Genomic DNA, 21343 nt, shown 5'->3' with positions numbered 1-21343 from the left:
TCAACCTTTGACCGCACCCATCGTCAACCCGCGCGAGAGGTGCTTCTGGATCAGGATCACAACGATCAGGATCGGCACGAAGGCGAGGAAGGAGACGAGCGCAATTGCATTGTAGATGATGCCGTCCGAACCGCCGGTGAAATTCGCCAGCGCAACGGACATGGTGTAGGCCTTCGACGTGGAGGCAATCAGCAGCGTGAACAGAAATTCGTTGATCGCGAAGATCGCCGCAATGACGGCTGCCGTGATGATGCCGGGAAGGCAGGCGGGGATGATGATTTCCCAAAGGATGGTCATATCGCCGGCGCCATCGGTGCGGGCCGCATCCTCGAGTTCCTTGGGAATGTCCAGCATGTAGCTGCGGATGATCCAGGTCACCAGACTAAGGTTGATGGCCGCATAGACCAGCATCAGCGCCCAGATGGTATCGAGCAGGCCAAGATTCTTGAACAGGAAGAAAATCGGCACGGCGACGATGGCTGGTGCCATCATGCGGGTCGAGAGAATGTAAAAGCCGATGTCCTCGCGGCCCCGGAATTCGTAGCGCGACAGCGCATAGGCAGCCGGTATGGCGAGCACGAGATCGATGACGACCGACCCGGCGACCGCCACCACCGAATTGCGCAGGTAACTGGCGATTGGCCAGTCGCTCACCAGGAGGCGCCAGGCGTCCAGGCTCCAACTCGGCCAGTAGATCGGATGCGGCACGATGACTTCCGTGCGCGGCCTGAAGCCGATCGTCAGAAACCACAGCATTGGCGCCAGGCAGACGATGGCCCAGGAACCGAGGATCAGATAGCGAAGCCAGAAACGCTCGCTTCGATCGCGACGAACGGAAGCCATCTCAACTCCTTCCCGAGCGGAAAGCCCGCTTCACGAGTGTCTGGGCAACGAGGATGGTGATCACAAGCATCAGAACCGAGGCTGCCGAGGCATAACCGAAGTTGAACATGCGGAAGCCCTGGCGATAGATGAAGAAGCTCATCGTCTCCGTCGCGCCGCCGGGTGAACCCTGCGTCATGATGTAGACATTGGTGAACATCGTGGTGATATCGATGCCGCGAAGCGTGACGGCGACCACGATGACCGGTCGCATCATCGGAAGCGAGATGTTCCAGAAGATTGCCGGCCAGGATGCGCCATCCAGCCGTGCGGCCTCTTCGATTTCCTGGTCCTGGCCCTGCAGGGCGGCGACGAAGATGATGAACAGGAAGGGGGTCCATTGCCAGACGTCCGCAACGATCAGCGTCAGACGTGCGAGCCAGACGGAAGCCAGCCAGTCCACGTTGCCGCTCGTCAGCCCGAGCGTCATCAGCAGGTCGGAGATCACGCGCCCATCGTTGAATGCAAGCTTCCACAGGAAGGCAACGGCCGAGGGCATGAACAGCATGGGCATCAGGAAGATGATGCGCCAGCCGCGGATGAACGGATCGCGGTAGGCGAAATACGCGAGGGCCAGGGCAATCAAAGTCTGAAGGGCGAGCGACAGGCCGCCGATCACCACGGTGTTCCAAAGGGCCGCCCAGAACTCGGCGTCCTGCAGGATGCGTTCGTAGTTGCCGAGCCCGACCCAGGTCCATTTCACGAAGCGGACCACATAGAGGCTTTGATAGATGGCGAATATGCCTGGATAGAGTGTGATCGCCAACAGGTAGAGAACCGCGGGCGCGACCAGAAGATAGGGAAAGGCGCTGCGCAGCAGCGGCGATCGGCGGCGCGGCTTTCCGGTGGATGAACGGGCGGTGGCTGGTGCCACCGCCCTGATGCTGTGTGCTGAGCTTGCCATCGGCTTAGAACGGCAGAGCCTTGCCGGCACCGACATACATGCCCGGAGCGACATCGGCATAGGCGACCGGCCCCTTGCCTCCCGAGAAGCCGTTCTTTTCCATGATGCGCTTCCAGGCCGTTTCGCCATTCTCCAGCGCCTGCTTGGCCGAGATCTGGCCGGTGATGGCGCGGTTGATCTCGTTTCCGAGGGCCTGTTCCATTTCGAACATGCCGGGCAGGCGCGGTGCGCACCAGGCATGCTCGAGGCTGTCCGCCCACACCTTGGCCGGCTGGCTGACTGCGCGCAGCCGTGGATTGGCGAGAACCGAACGATAGCCCGGCGCAACGCCGTTTGCGTTCGCCTCATTCATGGCCATGATCGAGGCCGTCGTCAGGAAGGCGAGCATCAGGAAGGCACCCTCAGGATTCTGCGATGTAGCCGCCACGCAGGATGTGGAGCCGGCAATGTTCGGAGGTGCGAAAACGCCGCCCTGGATGCGCGGCTCGTAGATCGTCACGAAATCATCAACGATCTTGGACTGGTCCGGACGCATGGCCTGCGTGCCGCTATCCTGCCAGCTGACATTGGCTGCCAGTTGCCCACCCAGCCATGCCGCGCGGTTTTCACCCCATCCGGCACCGGCCACGCCCTCGATGGCATTCTTCTGGAGCGCCATGATGATATCCATGGCCTTCATGCCGGCATCGCTCGTCAGGGTCGGATTCCACTGTTCGTCGAACAGTTTCAGGCCTGCCTGCGCTGCGATGTGCTCCCAGGTGTAGGTGGCCCAGAAACCGCGGGCCAGCATCAAGCCGACACCGGCCACGCCGCCGCCGAGTTTATTGGCCTCGCCCGTGATGCGGATCAGTTCGTCGTAGGTCGGCACGGACTTCGCCGTATCGATCTTGCCGCCGAGGATCTTTTCCATCGAGGATTTGCGCAGGTGGACCATCTGCACGTCGCAGTCAAAGGGAATGCCGACCAGTTTGCCGCCGAAATAGCCGTAGTTCAGGCGATAGGTGTCATAGAAATCGTCGAGCGGCAGCTTCCACTTGGTTGCGTAGTCGTCCAGTTCGGCCAGGAAGCCAGGGCCGGCAAAGTCACCGAGCCAGGGCGAGAAGAACTGCAGCGCGTCGAAGGAGGCATTACCGGAAATGAATTCGGCGACCGCCTTGTCGTAGAAGCTGTCATCCGGGATCGGAACGAGTTCCACCTTGATGCCCGACAGTTGCTCGAAGGGCTTCAGGCCCTCGGCTGCGGATTCCTGGTCCGCTGCGCCGATGGCGAAACGAACAGTCTTGCCCGCCTGTTCCGAGCGCACCTTTTCCCAATCGACCGTCCGGATCCAGTCTTTGGCCGGATCCCACAACGGCTCATTGGTCATGTTGTAGAGTTTGCGGTAGTCGGCCCGAACATATCCTTCGACGGAGATGCCGTCGAGAATGGATTTGACGTCCGGCAGGCCCGTTTTTGCCAGCGATGGCATGGCGAGCCCCCCAAAGCCTGCGGTCACGCCTGCCGCGGCAGTTGCACGCAAAAAGCTGCGGCGTGAGACCGCTGCGAATTCCTTACCCATATCCGTCCTCCCGGTGAGATTCATCCTATGCAGGAATATCGCTGGGTCGCTCCTCCACTCAGCGATAATGAACATTATCATTGCAAATAGAACATGTGTTCATTCATCCTGACTGTCAATGCGGAAAAAGTGCTGCATTGCACCATACAATTTCGAGAACTTTATGTTGACAAAAATAACAAATGTACGCCATCAATGCCGCACCGAGGAGGAGTTGATCATGCCAACCAATGTTGCCCTAACCGGGCTCGCCCGCGATCTGTCAGCGCGGGCAGATGCTGGAAAACCCGTCCGGATCGGCCTTGTCGGCGCCGGAGAGATGGGAACCGATATCGTTAGTCGCGTGGCGCACATGCAGGGAATAACGGTCGGTGCGATCAGTGAAGTGCGGCCCGGCGCCGCGGAAAGATCCGTACAGATTGCCTATGGCACGGATGATCGTTCACGAATGGTGGGAAGTCCCGATGCGGCCAATGCCGCGATGGAGGCCGGGCTGGTTGCGGTAACCGACGACGTCAATGTTCTGCTCAATGCCGGACTGATCGACGTTGTTGTCGATGCCACGGGCATTCCTGCCGTCGGCGCCCAGGTCGGGCTTGCTGCCATGCAGGCAGGCAAACATCTGGTGATGATGAATGTCGAGGCGGACGTGACGATCGGCGCCTATCTGCGGGCGCAAGCCGAGAAGCTCGGTGTTGTCTATTCACTGGGGGCAGGGGACGAACCCTCCAGCTGCATGGAACTGATCGAGTTCGTCAGCGCCATGGGGCATCGCATCATTTCGGCGGGCAAGGGCAAGAACAATCCCTTGAACGTCGATGCAACGCCAGACCTTTACGCGGACGAAGCGCGCCGGCGCAACATGAACCCGCGCATGCTGGTGGAGTTCGTCGATGGATCAAAGACAATGGTGGAGATGGCGGCAATTGCCAATGCCACCGGTCTCTTGCCGGACAAGCCCGGCATGCATGGTCCCGCCTGCACGCGCGAAGAGCTGAACAAGGTCCTCGTACCGCAGTCGTCCGGTGGCGTGCTCTCGTCCGCGGAGGGCTGTGTCGATTTTTCGATCGGCAAGGGTGTCGCACCCGGCGTCTTCGTCGTCGCCGAAATGGAGCATCCACGCATTCGTGAACGCATGGAAGACCTGAAGATGGGACAGGGTCCGTACTTCACCTTCTTCCGGCCCTACCACCTGACCTCCCTTGAAGTGCCGCTGACCTGCGCAAGGGCTGTCCTCTACGGCAAGGCCGACATGGTGCCGCTTTCCCGCCCGGTGGCGGAAGTCTGCGCGGTGGCCAAGCGCGACCTTCAGCCGGGTGAAACGCTCGACCAGATCGGTGAGTATTGCTATCGCGCCTGGATCATGACCGCGACGGACGCGCGTGCCGCCAATGCCGTGCCCTGTGGCCTTCTTGCCGGAGCGCGCACGACGGTGCCGGTGCGCAAGGGCGAGTTGTTGACTTCCCTTAACACGGCTGTGCCCGCCGACAGTGCGATCGCGATCTTGCGGGCACGGCAGGATGCGATGCTGGAGAGCCTGCAATGAGCATGACCGATAACCGGCCGTTTGCCATTCGTACCTATTCGCCTGCCCAGCTGAAGCAGGCGCTCAAGCGCATGTACCTGATCCGACGCTTCGAGGAAGGGGCCGAACAGAGCTATATGCGGGGTCTCATTCACGGCACGATGCATCTTTCCATCGGCCAGGAGGCAAGCGCCGTTGCGAGTTGCATCGAGCTGACCGATGCGGACAAGATCACCTCCACCCACCGTGGCCATGGCCACTGCATCGCCAAGGGTGCGGATGTGGCGCGGATGTTTGCCGAGTTCTTCGGCAAGGAAACCGGCTATTGCCACGGTCGCGGCGGTTCCATGCACATTGCCGACGTGCAGACCGGCAATCTCGGCGCCAACGGTATTGTCGGAGGCGGACTTCCCATCGCCGTGGGCGCGGCGCTGTCTGCCAAGCGACTTGGCCGCGAGGATGTGACGCTCTGCTTCTTCGGCGATGGCGCCAATAATGAGGGAGCCTTCCACGAGGCGCTGAACATGGCGGCCATCTGGAAGCTGCCGGTCGTCTTCATCTGCGAAAACAACCGGTATGGCATGTCGACCTCTGTGGAGAGGTCGACGGCGGTGCGCAGAATTTCCGACCGTGCCGCTGCCTATTCAATGCCGGGGACCACGGTGGACGGCAATGATTTTTCCGCCGTGGCGGAGGCCGTGCACCATGCGATTGCCCGAGCACGGGCTGGCGACGGGCCAAGCCTCGTCGAAAACCTGACCTATCGTTGGCGCGGCCATTCCAAATCGGATCGCAACCGTTATCGCACCAAGGAAGAGATCGAAGAGTGGATGGGACGCGACCCAATCGTTCGTTTCCAGGCGGAACTGGTCGCCCACGGCATTCTGGATGAGGCCGAGGCTTCGGCGATTGCCGATGCCGCGGTCAGCGATGTGGAACAAGGGATCGAGTTCGCCCGGGGCAGCGCTGCCCCTGCCATCGGTGAAGTGACCCGTTATGTATATGCAGAGGCCTGATATGGACGTGACGGTACAGGAAGCATCCACCCGGACCTTGTCCTATTCAGAGGCGATCCGCGAGGCCATGGTGCTGGCCATGGAGACGGATCCGACCGTCATCCTGATGGGTGAGGATATCGGCGTCTATGGCGGCGCGTTCCAGGTCACCCTGGATCTGGTCGATCGCTTCGGTCCGGAGAGGGTCATGGACACGCCGATTTCCGAACTCGGCGGGGCGGGTGTCGCCGTCGGTGCGGCGCTCACAGGATTGAAGCCGATCTTCGAATTCCAGTTCTCCGATTTTGCCACGCTGGCCATGGAGCAGATCGTCAACCAGGCCGCCAAGCTCAGGTATATGCTCGGCGGCGAAGCCTCGGTGCCGGTGGTGTTCCGCATGCCGGCCGGGTCCGGCACGGGGGCGGCGGCCCAGCATAGCCAGAGCCTGGAAGCCTGGTTCGGCCATGTGCCGGGTCTCAAGGTCATTCAGCCTTCGACGCCGGAGGATGCCAAAGGCATGCTGCTCGCAGCCCTTGCTGATCCAGATCCGGTGCTCGTGTTCGAGCACAAACTGCTCTACAAGATGAAGGGCGAGGTGCCGGCCGGCCATTACACCACACCCATCGGCAAGGCCGCCATTCGCCGTGCCGGCAGTGATCTCACCATCGTTGCCGCCTCTATCATGGTGCATCGTGCGATCGAAGCGGCAGAACAACTGGTGACCGAAGGGGTGAGCGCAGAAGTCATCGACCTGCGGTCCATCCGTCCGATCGATCATGAAACGATTCTCGCTTCCGTGCGCAAGACGGGACGCCTGCTGATCGTCTATGAAGGGGTGAAGAGCTACGGCATCGGGGCGGAAATCAGCGCCATGGTGGCAGAAAGCGACGCTTTCGATTTCCTCGATGCTCCGATCCTGCGCCTCGGGGGAGCCGAGGCCCCCATTCCCTACAATCCCGATTTGGAGCGGGCGGCTGTGCCGCAGGTCGATTCCATCCTCGCTGCCGCGCGGCGCCTGGCGAACCGGGAGGTCTGACATGCCCGTGGAAGTGATCCTGCCCAAGGTCGATATGGACATGACCCATGGCACGCTGGCGGTTTGGCACGTCAAGCCAGGCGATGCGGTTGAAAAGGGGGCTGCCCTTTTCGATATCGAGACGGACAAGGCCGCGATGGAGGTGGAGGCGCCGGCTACGGGACGCCTGCAGCATGTGCTGGCCGAACCGGGAACCAAAGTGCCGGTGGGGTCCGTGATCGCCTGGCTCTATGCGGAAGGCGAGACGGTCGATACGGCACCGCCCGCACGGGCCGGAGCTGTCGATGACATCCCCGCGGCACAACCGACCGATATGGCGTCCGGATCGCACGAAGGAGTGCCAAGGCGTGCTCCTGCCGAGGGCGGAGCGGACGCATCAGCCGTCGCGCCGATGGAGAACGGATTGCGCGCAACGCCCGCTGCCCGTCATGCGGCGCGAACGGCAGGCCTCGACCTTTCGGATGTCGTTGGCAGCGGTCCGCGCGGGCGCATCCAGAGGCATGATGTCGAAGGTCACTCTGCCCTGGATCGCTGCGAGATCCCGTCGCGATCCGCTGCCGGCTGGTCAGCGGAAGGCGGAGCGCTTGCCATCACCAGACGCACGGGGCAGGGGGCGCCGCTTGTTCTCATCCATGGCTTTGCTGCCGATAGCACGAGCTGGTTGCCGTTTGAAAAGGCGCTCTCGCCGGGCCGAACCGTGATCCGGATCGATCTTCCCGGACATGGTCGCTCGCCGAAGCGGAAGATCCGGAATTTCGCCCATCTGGCCCGCATGGTGCTGGAGGCCTTCGACGAGGCAACGCGTGGTCTGGACGGGGTTCATCTTCTGGGGCATTCGCTGGGCGGCGCGCTGGCAGCCGCCATTGCCGATATCCGCTCGCCGCGGATCCTGAGCCTCACGGTGATCGCGCCGGCGGGGCTGGGGCCTGACATCAACGGGGAGATGCTGGCAGGGATTGCCCGGGCGACGCGCGTCGACAGCCTGTATCCCTGGCTGCGGCAACTCGCGGGTAATGCCGAGCTGATCGGCGAGGATTACGCGAAGGCTGCTATGCGGGGGCGTGCCGATCCGGCTATGCGCGCCTGCCAGATGGATATGGCGGATGCGCTTTTCCCGGATGGGGTTCAGGCCTTTGACCTGCGTCCAGCCTTCGCACGTCTGTCCATGCCGGCGGCGATCCTATGGGGGCGGCGTGACCAGGTGACGCCATTCCGTCACGCCCTGAGCGTCGAAGCTGATTTTGCGCTTCATTTCCTGTCCGGCATCGGGCATATCCCTCATTTCGAATGCCCGGAACGCGTGGCAAAGATCGTCGAAAGACAATTTGCGGCTGTCGAAGCTCCGGGTTGAGGCACATCACCAGGAGTGTTGCGGATGCAGGAGGCGATGAGGCCGGCTGGGATGCAGAACGAAGCCGATCGCCTAAGGGCCAAGGCCGTCTGGCTCTATCACGTCGAAGGCAAGACCCAGAACGAGGTCGCGTCGATTCTGGGCATCAACCGCATCATGGTCGTGCGCGCGCTGGCCGAGGCACGGCGGCGAAATGAAGTGCGCGTTACGATTTCCTCGCCGCTGGCGGAGTTGACCGAACTCGAGCGCGCACTCGAGTTGCACTACGAGATCAAGCGCGTCATCGTCGCGCCGTTCGATGATCCGCAGGCCGATCCTGTCAAGGTGATTGCGGCAGCCGCGGGTAGCTTTATCTCCGGGCTGATGAAATCCGGCATGTCCGTCGGCGTCGGCTGGGGCCAGACACTCTACAACACGCTGCCCTTTATCCTCGGAAGCGCGCTCGATGATTTCCGCGTGGTGTCGCTGCTGGGTGGGATTGCCGCTGCGCGCCGTTTCAACCCGGCCGAATTCGCCTGGCAGTTCGCAGAACTGTTTCAGGGGGAAGGCTTCCTCATTCCGGCGCCGGCGGTGGTCGACAGTCCCGAGACAAAGCATGCGCTTCTTGAACGCTGCGGATTGTCTGCAATCTTCGAGATGGCGGACAAGCTGGATGTGGCGCTTCTCTCCGTCGGCGGCATTTCAACGCTGACGACCAGCTACCGCGCAGGCTATATTTCCGAGTCGGATCGGCGCTCTCTGATGGAAGCCGGCGCGGTGGGGGACGTGCTTTATAATTTCATCAACGAGGCCGGCGAAATCGTCAATCACGATGTGAACTCCCGTGTGGTGTCCGCCAGTCTGTCCCGTCTGCGGCGCACGCCGGAACGCGTGCTGATTTCTGGCGGCAGGGAGAAGATTCTGGCGCTACGGGGAGCGATCCGCATTGTCGATCCAACCACCTTCATCACGGACGAACAGACGGCACGGTCGCTGATTGCCTGACCGCGTGTCACGATTGTTGTGACTGTGCGGCGGGTGCCGATGGAAGAGCCCCCTCCATTCTTGTTGGGGGGAGCGGTTCATCTTTTTGTTGTTTATTCCCTGACGTGGCCGGAAATGGCATTTTTCATCTTCAGGATCGATGCTGGCGACATGCTGAGTTCCGTCACGCCGGCGCTAATCAACTGCTGCGCGACTGAGGCATCACTTGCTGCCTCCCCGCAGACCCCGACCCAGATGCCCGCTTGCTCTGCAGCTGTGCAGACCATGCGAATAGCGGAAAGGACGGCCGGCTGATCGACGCGGCACAGGTCGGCGACGCCGGGATTCAACCGATCGGCAGCCATGACGTATTGCGTCAGATCATTGGTACCGATGGAGAAGAACTTCACCTTGCGGGCAAGAGTTTGGGCAGCAAAAACCGCGGCCGGGGTCTCGACCATGATGCCGAGCACGAAGGGCGCAACGTCCTTGCCCTCGTCGATCAACGCGCGGCGGCATTCGTCGATCATCGCCACTGTTGCATCGATTTCGCTTGTCCCCGTCACCATTGGCAGCATGACATGCAGTCTGCCGAAGGGGGCGGCGCGCAAGAGGGCGCGCAGTTGCGGCTTAAAGAGTTCCGGTCGCGCGAGACACAGTCGAATGCCGCGCAGGCCCAGAAAGGGATTGTCTTCCCGCGGCAACGCGATGCTGCGCACCGGCTTGTCTGCGCCAATGTCCAACGTCCGGATGATCACCGGATGTTCCGGGAAGGCCTGCAGCAGACGTTGATAGGCGAGGAACTGCTCTTCCTCTGTTGGCAGGTCGTTCCTGTTCATGAACAGGAATTCGGTGCGGAAAAGACCGACACCCATGGCGCCGGCCGCCTTTGCTTGAGCAATCTCCTCGACCGAACCGAGATTTGCGGCAACGGTGATTGCGACGCCATCCTTCGTTCTGGGCGCAACACCGACCAAAGCCTGCAGTGCCAGGGCTTCCGCCTTGGCCCTGTCACGCTGTTCTATGATTTCGGCACGGACCGACGCATCCGGGTTGGGAAAGACCTGGCCGCGATCGCCATCGAGAGCGATCTCTCTGGCGCCTTCGAGGAGTGCGAGCGGATCGGCGACGCCGAAGACCGCAGGGACCCCGGCGGCCCTTGCCAGAATGGCCGCGTGGCTGGCAGCAGAACCATGACGGGTAACGATGCCCGCAAGCCGCGAAAGATCGGTGCCTCCTGCTTCGGCGGCACTGATTTCATCGGCAACCAGGATGCTGCCTGTGGGCACCTCGTTGAGGCTTATCGGCTGTTTGCCCTGCAATTGCAGCGCCGTCAGCCGTGTCAAGCTGGCGATGTCTTCCGAGCGCGCCCGGGCATAGGTATCCTCAAGGGCGGCCAGTTCTTCTGCGAGGTCTTTTCCAGCAGTGAGGATTGCCGCACCGGCGCTGCGGCCACTCCGGATCAGCCCGACGATGCGCGCATGCCATTCGGGATCGGCCGAAAGCTCGGCGATCGCATTCAGCACCTCTGCCGTGCCGCCGCTGGCGGCGGCGGCTTGTCGGCGAAGCGACTGACCCACATGCTGCATGGCCTCCATCGCAGCACGAATCTCCGTATCAACATCCGCGGCGACCGGTGGAAACGGAGCGAGCACCGGTTGCCGGAATTGAAAGGCGGGACCGATCGCAACACCCGAGCCACCCGCTATTCCTGTCATTGCGCGGTCCAAGTGCAAGGCCGCGCCGAGCCGACCATCAGCACAGTCGGCGGGTGCCGACGGTGGAGCCGGTTCCTCCGCTGCACCCTGCGCATGGTTGTCCTGCCGTGCTTCGAGAAAGCCGGCAATGTCATCCACGGCGCGATCGGCATCTTCGCCGATCGCTCGGATGGTGATGTCCGCACCTTCCTTGAGGCTGAGCAGAATGAGCTTGAAGGACGAGCGCGTCGTGGCGGATTTGCCCTGATACTCAAGAAAGAGCTCGCTGTTATAGCCCTTGGACAGTTTTACGATCTCGGCCGCCGGTCTGGCATGAATACCTCCCGGAACCGCGACGCGCACGGCGCGCTGGATTTCCATCGATACACCTCTGGCTCAAGCTCGCAGGATGTCGGCGATTCTGTTGATCTCTGCATCGCGACCGATGCCCGTCAGAAAGGCGAGGGTGACGATGGCGGGCTTTGGCAGGTTCGGCGGCAGAGGCGTGGTGGACACGATAAGGTCTACGCCATCAAGCATGCTCGGCACCTCGGTTGCCTTGCATTGCCGTGTCTCGACGTCGATGCCGCGATCTCCCATCGCGTCCGTAATCGCGGCGGCAACGACGGTGGACGTGGCGACGGCGGTGCCGCAGGCGACGAGGACTGTTTTCTTGGTCATGGTGCTCTCAACCTCCCAGTTTGAGATATCGATCGATGTCAGCATAGATCTGACCACTGTCTTTTGCTTCGCACAAAGAGTGAAGCGTTTTGTTGTCCTGGATGAGCCCGCCGATGGCAGACAGCATGTCGAGTTGCTCTTCCTTGCTGTGAAGGGCGAGCATGAAGACAAGGCGGACCGGCAGTTCCTTGTCCGGATCGTCCATGCTGCGGAAGGTCACGGGCTCCTTCAACGTGGCAACCGCCGCTCCGGACAGAAGCACATGCTCCGGATCCGTATGGGGTACCGCCACGGCCAGACCATCCTCCAGCGGCAGGCCCGTCGGCATCTCCCGCTCGCGTTGCTCGACCGCCCCGCGATAGCTCGGGCGAACCTTGCCGCGGCGGAGAAGGTGATCGGCCAACTGGCCGATCACCTCATCTGCGTTTCGGACGTTGAGCCCGATGAAGATGTCCTCTTTCAAGAGGAAGTTCGTCGCGTTCATGCTGTCTGTCATGCAGATACCCTGCTGGTGGTGGATTGCGTGGTTTTCTCCGGACTTGCCGAAGCGAGGGCTTCCATGGCGCCTGCACGCACCTTCAGCAGCCACATGCAGAGGCCGATCACCACAGCGATGATGGGGGCCGCGAGCCAACCGAGACCGCTGAACAGTTCGACGACGACAAAGCCGATCCAGACGAAGCCATCGCCGATGGCGGTAATCTGGCTGGCATTGGCCGGCATCGTGAAGCCGGCACTACCGGCGGCCGAGGTGAAGAGGGGCGCCAGCGCACCGGCGATGTAGAAACCGATGGTGAGCGTAATCGTGCCGATGATGACCATGCGCAGCACGTTGCCGCGCACGATCGGGGCTGCCAGAGCGACAACGAAGGGGATGACCGCCAGATCGGCAAACAGAATGACGCGGTTGCCGGGGAGGATGATCGACAGGACAATCGCGATGGGTACGAGCAACAGAGCCGACGAGATCGCCGCCGGATGGCCGATCAGGATCGCAGAATCGAGCCCGATGTTGATCTGTCGGTCGCCGGCCCGCTTCTGCACGAACTCACGGGCCGCTTCCGAAACCGGGATCAGTCCCTCCATCAGGATCTTAACCATGCGGGGTAGCAGCAACATCACCGCGGCCAGATTGATGCCAGCCTTCAGCACTTTGGCGGTCATGCCCGGAATATCTGCCGGATTCCAGAAGCCCACCAGACCGAGAACGAGACCAATGATGAGGCCGAGAATGACGGGTTCGCCGGCGACGCCCAGGCGCTTCTGGATGTGATCGGTGGACAGATCGATATCGCGCAGACCCGGAATTCGCTCGATCATCCAGTTGGTCAGGATCGCGATGGGCAGGATCTGCGCCGACAGAAGATGCGGGACAGAAACGCCGGGCAGACCATAAAAGGCCTGTACGGGTTTTGCGCTCCAGTCGGCGAAGAACAACGAAAGCGCCGCCATGAGCGCGGCTGCTACAAGCCCGTAGGGCAGGGAGCCTGTCGCCGCGGTAACAAGCGAGCCGACAAAGGCGAAGTGCCAGAAATTCCAGACGTCCACATTCAGCGTACGGGTCCAGCCGGCCAGAAGCAGAGCAACGTTGACGGCGATACCGATCGGTATGACCCAGAGGCCAACCTGTGAGCCAAAGGCAATGGCCGCAGACGAGGGCCAGCCCACATCCACCACATCACGCTTGACGCCCGTGTTCGTGGCGATCGCCTGAGCGACATCGCTCAGATTCGTCCACATCAGCCCGATGACGAGATTGATGCCGATGAAGGCAACGCCAATCGTGACACCGGCACGAAACGCCTTGCCGGGTTTGGCGCCCAGAACCAAGCCGATAACAAAGATCATGATGGGCAGGAGCACCGTGGCTCCCAGGTCGTCAATAATGGCCTTCAGGCCGCTTAGAACTGCGTCCACGTTATCCTCCCTCACGTGAAAGACCGACGATCGTGCACTCACTCCCCTGATTGCACTTTTGTTCGTCGGCGACCATATTGTTCGCACGGAACGCCTGTGTCAAGTGTGCGTTAAGTGCGCAAATGTGCGGCGCCTTTGTGTCTCGACAAAGTTGCGCCATACTGCTGCGGATGAATCGGGGAGAGGAACTGATGGCGCGTATACGCTCTGACGATCATGACCTGCACGTAATGGCGGCGTGGCTCTATTACGTGCATGGATTGGGGCAGGAAGAGGTTGCCCGTCGTCTTGAGGTGTCGCGAACCAAGGTTGTGCGCATGCTCTCCAGCGCCCGTGAGAGCGGCCTCGTCAAGATCAGTCTCGAACATCAGATGGCGGAAACACTGGCGCTGGGCGACTGGATTGCCGCCAGCTACGGTTTAGGACGTTGCATCCTCACCCCGCCGGCAGACGCCGCCAATCCGGACGATCCGCTGCTCGATCCCCAGCGCAAGGATGCCGTCGGTATTGCTGCGGCGAACTATATCGGAAGGCGCATCCTGAACACGCGCAATGTGTCGGTTGGCGTGGGTGGCGGCACGACGGTGCGTCGGACGATCGACGCCATGCGGGTCCTGTCGAAGCCCGATTCACGAGTTGTGGCACTGATGGGAGCGTCGCATAACGATGACGGCACGAGTGCCTATTCCCTCAGCCTCGAAATGGCGCAGATCGTCGGCGGCACCGCCCGCACCCTGCCGATACCCTTCGTGCTCGGTCTTCAAGAGACATGTGCCGCGTTGAAGGCCGATCCGTACATCCGTCCTGTCCTTGCGGAGATGGCCTCAACGGACTTCAATGTAATCTCCTGTGGCGGCTGTGATGAAACCGGCAGCTTCTTTATGGCGTCCGGCATTTCCGCGGAAGATCTGAAGAGAGCGCGCGAAGCCGGGGCCGTCTGCGAAGTGGCCGGACATTTCCTCAAGGCGGATGGTTCACGTGCTGATACCGAACTGAATGACCGCCATACGGGAATTGAATTCGAAGATCTGCAAAAGGCAGACAACGTCGTTGTGGCCGCTGGAACGGCCAAGACAAAGCCGCTGCTGGCCCTCCTGCAGGCCGGCATAGCCACCACGTTGGTCATCGACCACAGTATTGCCACGGGTCTGGTGGCAGCTCGGCCGAAAAGCACGCGGCGCCCACCGGGATAGAACTTGGCGCCCACCGTTCGACGATCGAGCACACGACGCAGCATTGTGGCAATGGTGGGAACATCGTCGCGGGGGATATGCATCCGCCCTGATGACGTGTATCTCCACGATCAGGAACGGTTTCTCTGGCGCTGGTGGAGGCTGACAGCCGGAGAGTGCGGCTTGATACGGAGACGCAGGGGCACCACCCCTCGGCGCCCCATTTTTTGTCCGTCCTACGCGGAATAGCGGCCTGCCGCCTGTTGTTCATGCCGAGTGCCACGGATCATCAAAAATCGACCCGAAGCTTTGCCGCGACCGCATGCGACAAGACGTTTTCTCCATAGGTGCCATCGTAGCGGAGATCGAGAGACACCCGGTCGTCGGAAAACAGACTGATGCCGGCGCCGAAGGTGGCAACCCACTTGTCGGTGTCGAATTGACGCGAATACTGATGGGATGTCGGCGAGAATTTGACGTTGCTGGACACTGTGGTGTCGGCGCTGTGCTGCACTCCTGCGAATGCGAATGGTCGCATCTGGAGGTGCTCCGACACTGTCAGGTCCGTGCCGATTTCGATGCTCGGGGTCACGGAAACCATGACATCGTCATAGGCAGCGATCATCAGGTTGTAACCTGGTGCGCCCGTCTCCGTATAGCCGCCGCTGCGGATATAGTTGACGTCCAGATCCACGCTGGGCTTCAGATAGAACGACCCTGCGGGCAGAAGATAGGCGGCTCTGAAGCGCGCCTGAAGCCAGTCGGTATCGTGGCTTGCGCGGGCCGTCAGGCCCGTTGAGAGCGGAATGGAACGGCTGGAATCCGTCCAGCCGTGACCATAGGACAGACCGATGGCAAACAGCGCGTTGCCCTGCTGATATTTGGCAATGGCCCCGATATGCGCCGCCTGCGTTTCGGAGTTTGCAAGCCGAGCCTGAGACGTCAGCGTTTCATAGCCCGCTGCAAAGCCAAGCCGCCAGTGATCATCCACCACATACTGGCTTCCAAACGAAAGAAGACGTGAGCGGTCATCACGGCCGTCACCGGAATAGCCACCATCATATTCCAACCAGCGGGAAGAGGCTTTGCCCCACGTGCACTCGCCTTCATCGATTGCCGTCATACCTGCACCGATCTGACCACAGCTGAGCATTCCAGACTGAAAACCTGATGCGGAGGCGCGCAGCCCTGCGACCTGCTGAGTCGCGTGCTCGCTGGCATAGGAATCGAGCAGGTTCTGATAGTCTGCCAGCGTTTCCGCATTGGCGAGCGTCACCATGTCGGCATCTGTATCACCGTCCGACAGGCGGTCATTGAGCCAGGATGCTGCAACGGCATCATGATCCGAAAGACCTGGTGCGGCAAAGTTCACGCTGTTGACGGTAACGTCAGCATCCCACCCTTGGAAGCCATATCGATGCAGACTAAGCGAGTAGTCGACAACCGGCGTATCAAGAGCCGCCGCGTTCATCGCCATGTCGAACGGAAAGGGTGCTTTGACGATGGTGAATTGTCGCGTGCGGCCAAAAGATGTCAATCGCGGGCGAACCGCGCCGTTCAACTGGACGCTACTGCTTGCCTCAAGCCGGTCTGATGTTCCCCCACGCATATCAAGATCGACTTCAAGCGTTGATCCCTGTGCGCCAACATACGCGCCCTGCAGCGTGGTGACCTGGATCGCTCCACGTCCTCCGGGCGACAGAAGCCCAAAATTCTGGAGGTGCCCATAGTCGGGCAAACCGAGGACAGCAAGGCTGTCGATGCCAAGGTCGATGGTCGAGCCTGGCAACAGCGAGCCACTCGCCGTATTGACGAGCGAGATGCCGCGCAGGTCGCCCTTGAAGGCCCAGACCGGGCCCGCGGCCTTGATAGAGCCGGTCAAGGTTCCGGAATTGATCACGCTTGTTTTCTGGTCGCTGACGATGGCAAAACCACTTTTGCTCGCCACGGTGCCGGCATTGTCGATGGTGGTGGCCGCGATGTGCGAAGGTGTTGCATTGCTGATGTGGATCGCATCCGATCCCTGTCCGGAGACTGCAACCCTTGCGCCCCGCGCGACCGTGATGTTCACGGATGTCTGCTTTTCCGGGCGAGATGTATTACCAGACAACTCCGCTACGATCCCATGCGAGGCAGTTCCGAAGGTATCCAGGCTACCAAGCACCTCGATCGACATACGGCGATGCGATTGTTCGCTTCGCCACGAATAGTCGCCATCGAGCATTGCCGCATGAATACCGGGCGCCTGATTGCCGTGCGTTTCCACCCGGCCATTCATGTTGATCGAGACGTTGCCTGCCCGGTCGCCGCGATTATACGTCTTCGACAACAGACTGCCGTCCGACATCTGCACCAGACCACCAGGCCCGGCAATGGTCTGGGCATAGATTGCCGCGGCGCCATTGCCAAAGGTTCGGATATCGCTTCCGGATGTCAGTGTGACATTGATGTCTCCGCCGAAATTCAAAAGCCGCTCCGCGCGGCGAAACGGATTCGACGGATCGAAGATCTCGTTATAGCGGTCCCGATCCTCCTTGTTGGCGATGATGGTGATCGGGGTCTCGGCGTAAATGACCGGACTGTCCGCCTGAACAAGCCCGCCGCCACCGCCGACGGATTGGGCAAGCACGGCTATCGCGCCCTTGCCGCGCGTCGTGATCTGTCCGCCATTGGTGATCGTTACCGCGTCGGAACGGTTGACCCTATCCCAGCTGCCCCCGAAATCAACCAGCGTTGTCGAGGCGTCGTTGTCGAGCGTGACAAGGCCGCCGCCACCGCCAATCGACTGCCCCAGGATGCCGAGAGCAAAGTCGCCGGTGGTGCTGAGTGAGCCACTCGAGGCGATGGTGACGGGATTTCCGCTGCCATTGCCGTTCAAACCGCCGAGGTGAACCGAGCCGGTTTCCCTTGCAAGGGCATTGGCACCCAGCAGCTCACTGCGACGGTTTTGCACGGACAGATGGGCTCCGCCGCCACCGCCGATGCTTTGTGCCACGATTGCAGACGAAAAAATGCCCTTGGTGCTGATCTCGCCAAGGTTCACGACTGTTGCCTGCCCCGCATGGTTGTAGGGCGAACTTCCTTCCGCTCCAAACAGGACAGAGCTGACATGATGGATCGGGTCTGAGAGGGCACTGGTTCCGCCGCCACCACTGATCGATTGAGCAAGAATACCGATCGCGCCATCCCCCTCCGTTCGGACGAAGCCGCGGTTCGTTTCCACGAGAACATCACCGCCGATCCCGAAGCCGCCCCTGACACCCCCAGCGCTCAGGATGAGCTTGCTCAGATCCTTGGTCGTCAGTTGACCGTTCTCGCTGGTGAAGCTCGTCTTCTTTTCTGCCGAGAGATAGATTGACGTGGCATGTCCCGCAGCACCGCCGCCGCCCGCGACGGATTGGGCAAAGATACCCGTCCCCGTCTGTCCTGTTGTCTGGATGGATCCCGCGTTGAAGACGTGTACCGTTCCGCCATTGCCGCCATTCCCTCCGTTTCCCCCCATGGAGAGCGTGACGGTGCGTCCATCGGAGAGTTTCCCGGTGCCCTCCGAGGCCGGGCGCACAGACGCCGTGACTGACAATGCGTTTCCGCCGTAGCCCCCGCTTCCGCCGACAGACTGGGCGATAATGCCATTCGAACCCGTACCGATGGTCTGAAGATTGCCACTGTTGGTGACGGTAACTGGCCCACCGGCGCCACCGGCTCCTCCTGTGCCTCCAATCGAAAGCGCTATGTTTTTCGATGCCTTTTCGCTGGCAGCAGCCGAGAGCGCGGCTGAGACGGAATTGCCGCCAAATCCGCCGCCACCGCCAATCGATTGCGCGAGAATGCCATGGGACAGGACGCCTTGCGTCAGGATGAAGCCGCCAAGATCTGCTCGGACCAGGCTTCCCTGGCCGCCACTGCCGCCCGACCCGCCGATGGCCACCGAAGCACTTGGCTTATTGACCTCGCCGATGCTCAGAGTTCCAGACAGGGCATTGCCACCTGAGCCGCCGCCACCGCCGATACTCTGGACCAGGACCCCGGTGGAATGGTCTCCCGTCGTCGCCAGGAAGGCGGATGGAGACATCGAAACGAGGGCGCCTGCAGCATTTCCGCCGGTGCCCCCCGTTCCCCCGACAGAGGCGCTGAGCGGCGTGCTGCCACTTGTCGAGGCCCCGGCAGCAATGCTCAGCGAACTGCCGCCTTTGCCGCCACCGCCGCCGATGCTCTGGACCAGAACGGCATTGGCGAATGCACCGGAGGTCGTCACGCGGCCGGCGACCGTCACGCCTGCATATCCGCTGCTGCCGCCACTGCCGCCGCTGCCACCAATGGCGGCACTGAGACTGACGGATCTGCCTTCGGAGATAGCGCCTGATAGGGACACGGCAGAGCCCGCATTGCCGCCGCCGCCGCCAATGCTCTGAGACAGAACGCCGGTTGCGTGATCGCCGGCCGTGATCACGGACGATGTCCGCTCCACAACGACCGACGCGGACGAACTGTTGCCGCCCTTGCCGCCGCTGCCGCCAACCGAAACGGAAATCGGTACGGCAATGCCGGCAGACACGGCACCCGAGATGGCGGTGGCACTGCCGCCACTGCCGCCACCACCGCCGACGCTCAAGGCCTCGATGCCGTTGGCAAAACTGCCGAGGGTGGAGACGACACCGTCGGTACTGACAACGACCTCGCCTCCGCCATTCCCCTCGCCACCCGAACCGCCTGCGGCAACGGACACCGAAATCGTGCCGGCGCCGTTGGACGCACCGACGGAAATGCTGCGTGCATCGCCGCCTGTTCCGCCGCCGCCGCCGATCGAATGCGCGACGATGGCGCTGGAAAAGGCACCGCTTGTCGCGACAGCCGTTCCGGCCGGTTGGTTGATCACGATACGTCCGCCCTTGCCACCCTTGCCACCCTTGCCACCGATGGAAACGGCGGAGGTGAGCGAGACCGGACCTGCGGCTGCGGAAACCGTGGCGGCTGATCCGCCCGTGCCGCCACCGCCGCCAATACTGGAGGCAAAGAGACCAAAGGAGTGCGTGCCGGACGTGTAGACGTTGCCGGTCGGGCTTAAGGTGATCGTCCCGGCATCGCCTCCTTCGCCACCGCTGCCGCCAATGGCGACGCTGGACGAAAAGACCGGTGAGGTCGCGCGCGCGGTCGCTGAACCGCCGTGACCACCACCGCCGCCAATGCTCTGGGCGTTGACTCCGTGCGAAAAGCTTCCGGCCGTGGTAATGTTGCCGAAGGTGAGATCGAGTGGCCCGCCTTGCCCTCCATTGCCGCCGGACCCGCCGATGGCAACGGCGGAGAACAGGCCTTCTGCCGTTGCATTTCCACCGCGTCCGCCCCCGCCGCCAATGCTCTGCACCATCAGCCCCAGGGCATGATCGGCATAGGTCTGTAGCATTCCCCGGAAGTTGACGGTAACAGCGCCTGCAGAGCCGCCTCGGCCGCCATCGCCGCCGACCGCAACACTGCCGCTGTCCGAGGAACCATTGCCGCCACTGCCGCCGAAGGACTGGAGAAGCATGGCATCCGCATGCAGTCCCCGTGTGGTGACGGATCCCGCCGTGTCTCCCGTGACGGTAATCGAGGCGCCATTGCCGCCATGTTGACCCGCCTTGCCCTCCAGGGATATGCCGGACGCACCGCCGATGCTTTGCGCCAACACACCGGTCGATTGCGCGCCGCGCGTGCTGATGACCGCAGGACCGAGGTCGATCCGAACGGTTTCGGCATTCCCGCCCGAGACAGCCTGTAACCGGCCCGTTCTCTTCTGGTACTCGGCAAGATCACCACCGCCTGCGCTCAGCGCGACGATACCCGCTGCACCCTCGCCACTGGTGGAAACAGACGGTATAGTCCGGGCGGCATCGGGCTGCATGATGATGCTCACCGGGCCGCCCGACTTCGAGATCGATGACAGATCCCAGACGGATTTCACACCATCATTGCCGGTACCGCCGACACTCATGCCACTCACGCCGGCAGCAAACGCGCCCGTGGTGGAAATCGCACCCGAATTGAGAATGTTGACGGCGCCGGAACTCGCGCCGGAACTCAGAGCAACCGCCCCGTTGTCCGTGGCCACGATCGCGCCGTCCCCGCCGCGACTGAGGGCGGACAGTCCGCCAACTTGCGAGCCGTTGCTCAAAAGGCGTCCGCTATTGGTGATGGTGACGGCACCGCCCTCGGTCGGCTTTCCGAAAAAGAACCAGTCCTGCCCGAGGCTTTCGCCCCCCAGAAGGCTCGATGTTCCGGCGGGCACCGTTGCACCTGTCGGCAGCGTAATATCCTGCTGATTGTTCAACAGAACAGCGCCGCCCTTCACATCCTTCGTCACCACCACGGACTGCGCCTTGGACGTGCCCTTGGTCCCCAGCAGTACCCCTGTCGCGACGAAACTGCACAGGGCAGCCGTTGCAAGCCATCGATCTTTCTCAACACCTCTTTGTCCGGCACGTGCTGAGCGCCGCTCGAACGGAATGGTGTCTTCAAGCATCAATGTCGGCATGATGGTGTCCCCGTTGTCTATCATGCTTAATTTCTATTGCTTACCTGAGGCTGTTTACTTTGACGCCACGGATGAAAACCTGCTGACAAATGTCTGCCGCTCATTCGCCGGAATATAAAGTCCGAGCAAATCTTCGTGAGACGGATAGCACGAT

The 21343-nt window shown here is 61.7% G+C and carries 14 protein-coding genes; 6 read left to right on the top strand and 8 right to left on the bottom strand.

Annotated features, from left to right (window positions below):
• Genes G6N78_RS20180 through G6N78_RS20170 form a run of 3 tightly spaced genes read right to left on the bottom strand, consistent with a single transcriptional unit; the run spans position 1 to position 3344 of the window.
• On the bottom strand, positions 1 to 843 hold the full coding sequence (locus G6N78_RS20180) for a carbohydrate ABC transporter permease (RefSeq protein WP_165223080.1): 843 nt from the start codon (positions 841 to 843) through the stop codon (positions 1 to 3).
• Between the two features lies 1 nt (position 844).
• The gene (locus G6N78_RS20175) at positions 845 to 1786 is read right to left on the bottom strand and encodes a carbohydrate ABC transporter permease (RefSeq protein WP_165223077.1); all 942 of its coding nucleotides are present in this window, start codon (positions 1784 to 1786) and stop codon (positions 845 to 847) included.
• Positions 1787 to 1790: 4 nt separating this feature from the next.
• The gene (locus G6N78_RS20170; protein WP_165223074.1) at positions 1791 to 3344 is read right to left on the bottom strand and encodes an ABC transporter substrate-binding protein; all 1554 of its coding nucleotides are present in this window, start codon (positions 3342 to 3344) and stop codon (positions 1791 to 1793) included.
• A 220-nt stretch (positions 3345 to 3564) separates the two neighbouring features.
• On the opposite strand from G6N78_RS20170, the gene G6N78_RS20165 reads away from it, so the two are divergent.
• From G6N78_RS20165 to G6N78_RS20145, 5 genes are read left to right on the top strand one after another with little or no spacing between them, the layout of a single operon-like run.
• Positions 3565 to 4890 carry an NAD(P)H-dependent oxidoreductase gene (locus G6N78_RS20165; RefSeq protein WP_165223071.1) on the top strand — a complete coding sequence of 442 codons (1326 nt, stop codon included), beginning with the start codon at positions 3565 to 3567 and terminating at the stop codon, positions 4888 to 4890.
• Entirely contained in the window at positions 4887 to 5885 is a 999-nt protein-coding gene (locus G6N78_RS20160) for a thiamine pyrophosphate-dependent dehydrogenase E1 component subunit alpha (RefSeq protein ID WP_165223068.1), read from the top strand. Before G6N78_RS20165 ends, G6N78_RS20160 begins: the two co-directional genes overlap by 4 nt.
• A 1-nt stretch (position 5886) precedes the next feature.
• Positions 5887 to 6900 (top strand): alpha-ketoacid dehydrogenase subunit beta, encoded by a 1014-nt coding sequence (locus G6N78_RS20155; RefSeq protein ID WP_165223065.1) that lies wholly within the window; start codon positions 5887 to 5889, stop codon positions 6898 to 6900.
• A gap of 1 nt (position 6901) precedes the next feature.
• Entirely contained in the window at positions 6902 to 8251 is a 1350-nt protein-coding gene (locus G6N78_RS20150) for an acetoin dehydrogenase dihydrolipoyllysine-residue acetyltransferase subunit (RefSeq protein WP_165223062.1), read from the top strand.
• 51 nt (positions 8252 to 8302) lie between these two features.
• A complete protein-coding gene (locus G6N78_RS20145) occupies positions 8303 to 9235 on the top strand; it encodes a sugar-binding transcriptional regulator (protein ID WP_234906056.1) in 933 nt (310 codons plus the stop codon).
• Positions 9236 to 9327: 92 nt separating this feature from the next.
• On the opposite strand, the gene ptsP is transcribed toward G6N78_RS20145, so the two are convergent.
• The 4 genes from ptsP to G6N78_RS20125 are packed head-to-tail and all read right to left on the bottom strand — an operon-like array spanning position 9328 to position 13509.
• Entirely contained in the window at positions 9328 to 11292 is a 1965-nt protein-coding gene (ptsP, locus tag G6N78_RS20140) for a phosphoenolpyruvate--protein phosphotransferase (RefSeq protein WP_165223056.1), read from the bottom strand.
• Between the two features lie 15 nt (positions 11293 to 11307).
• Complete coding sequence (locus tag G6N78_RS20135) at positions 11308 to 11592, bottom strand: PTS sugar transporter subunit IIB (protein ID WP_165223053.1); 285 nt, start codon at positions 11590 to 11592, stop codon at positions 11308 to 11310.
• Positions 11593 to 11599: 7 nt separating this feature from the next.
• Positions 11600 to 12088 carry a PTS sugar transporter subunit IIA gene (locus G6N78_RS20130; RefSeq protein ID WP_165223050.1) on the bottom strand — a complete coding sequence of 163 codons (489 nt, stop codon included), beginning with the start codon at positions 12086 to 12088 and terminating at the stop codon, positions 11600 to 11602.
• Positions 12085 to 13509 carry a PTS galactitol transporter subunit IIC gene (locus G6N78_RS20125; protein WP_165223047.1) on the bottom strand — a complete coding sequence of 475 codons (1425 nt, stop codon included), beginning with the start codon at positions 13507 to 13509 and terminating at the stop codon, positions 12085 to 12087. Before G6N78_RS20125 ends, G6N78_RS20130 begins: the two co-directional genes overlap by 4 nt.
• A gap of 191 nt (positions 13510 to 13700) precedes the next feature.
• On the opposite strand from G6N78_RS20125, the gene G6N78_RS20120 reads away from it, so the two are divergent.
• Positions 13701 to 14702 carry a sugar-binding transcriptional regulator gene (locus G6N78_RS20120; RefSeq protein ID WP_165223044.1) on the top strand — a complete coding sequence of 334 codons (1002 nt, stop codon included), beginning with the start codon at positions 13701 to 13703 and terminating at the stop codon, positions 14700 to 14702.
• A 268-nt stretch (positions 14703 to 14970) separates the two neighbouring features.
• Here G6N78_RS20120 and G6N78_RS20115 read toward each other — a convergent pair whose 3' ends face one another.
• Positions 14971 to 21189, bottom strand: a complete 6219-nt coding sequence (locus G6N78_RS20115; RefSeq protein WP_165223041.1) for an autotransporter outer membrane beta-barrel domain-containing protein — start codon at positions 21187 to 21189, stop codon at positions 14971 to 14973.
• Between the last annotated feature and the right edge of the window lie 154 nt (positions 21190 to 21343).

Source organism: Allorhizobium pseudoryzae (assembly GCF_011046245.1).
GTDB classification, from domain to species: Bacteria; Pseudomonadota; Alphaproteobacteria; order Rhizobiales; family Rhizobiaceae; genus Neorhizobium; species Neorhizobium pseudoryzae.
This window is presented reverse-complemented; position numbering and strand designations above follow the sequence as displayed.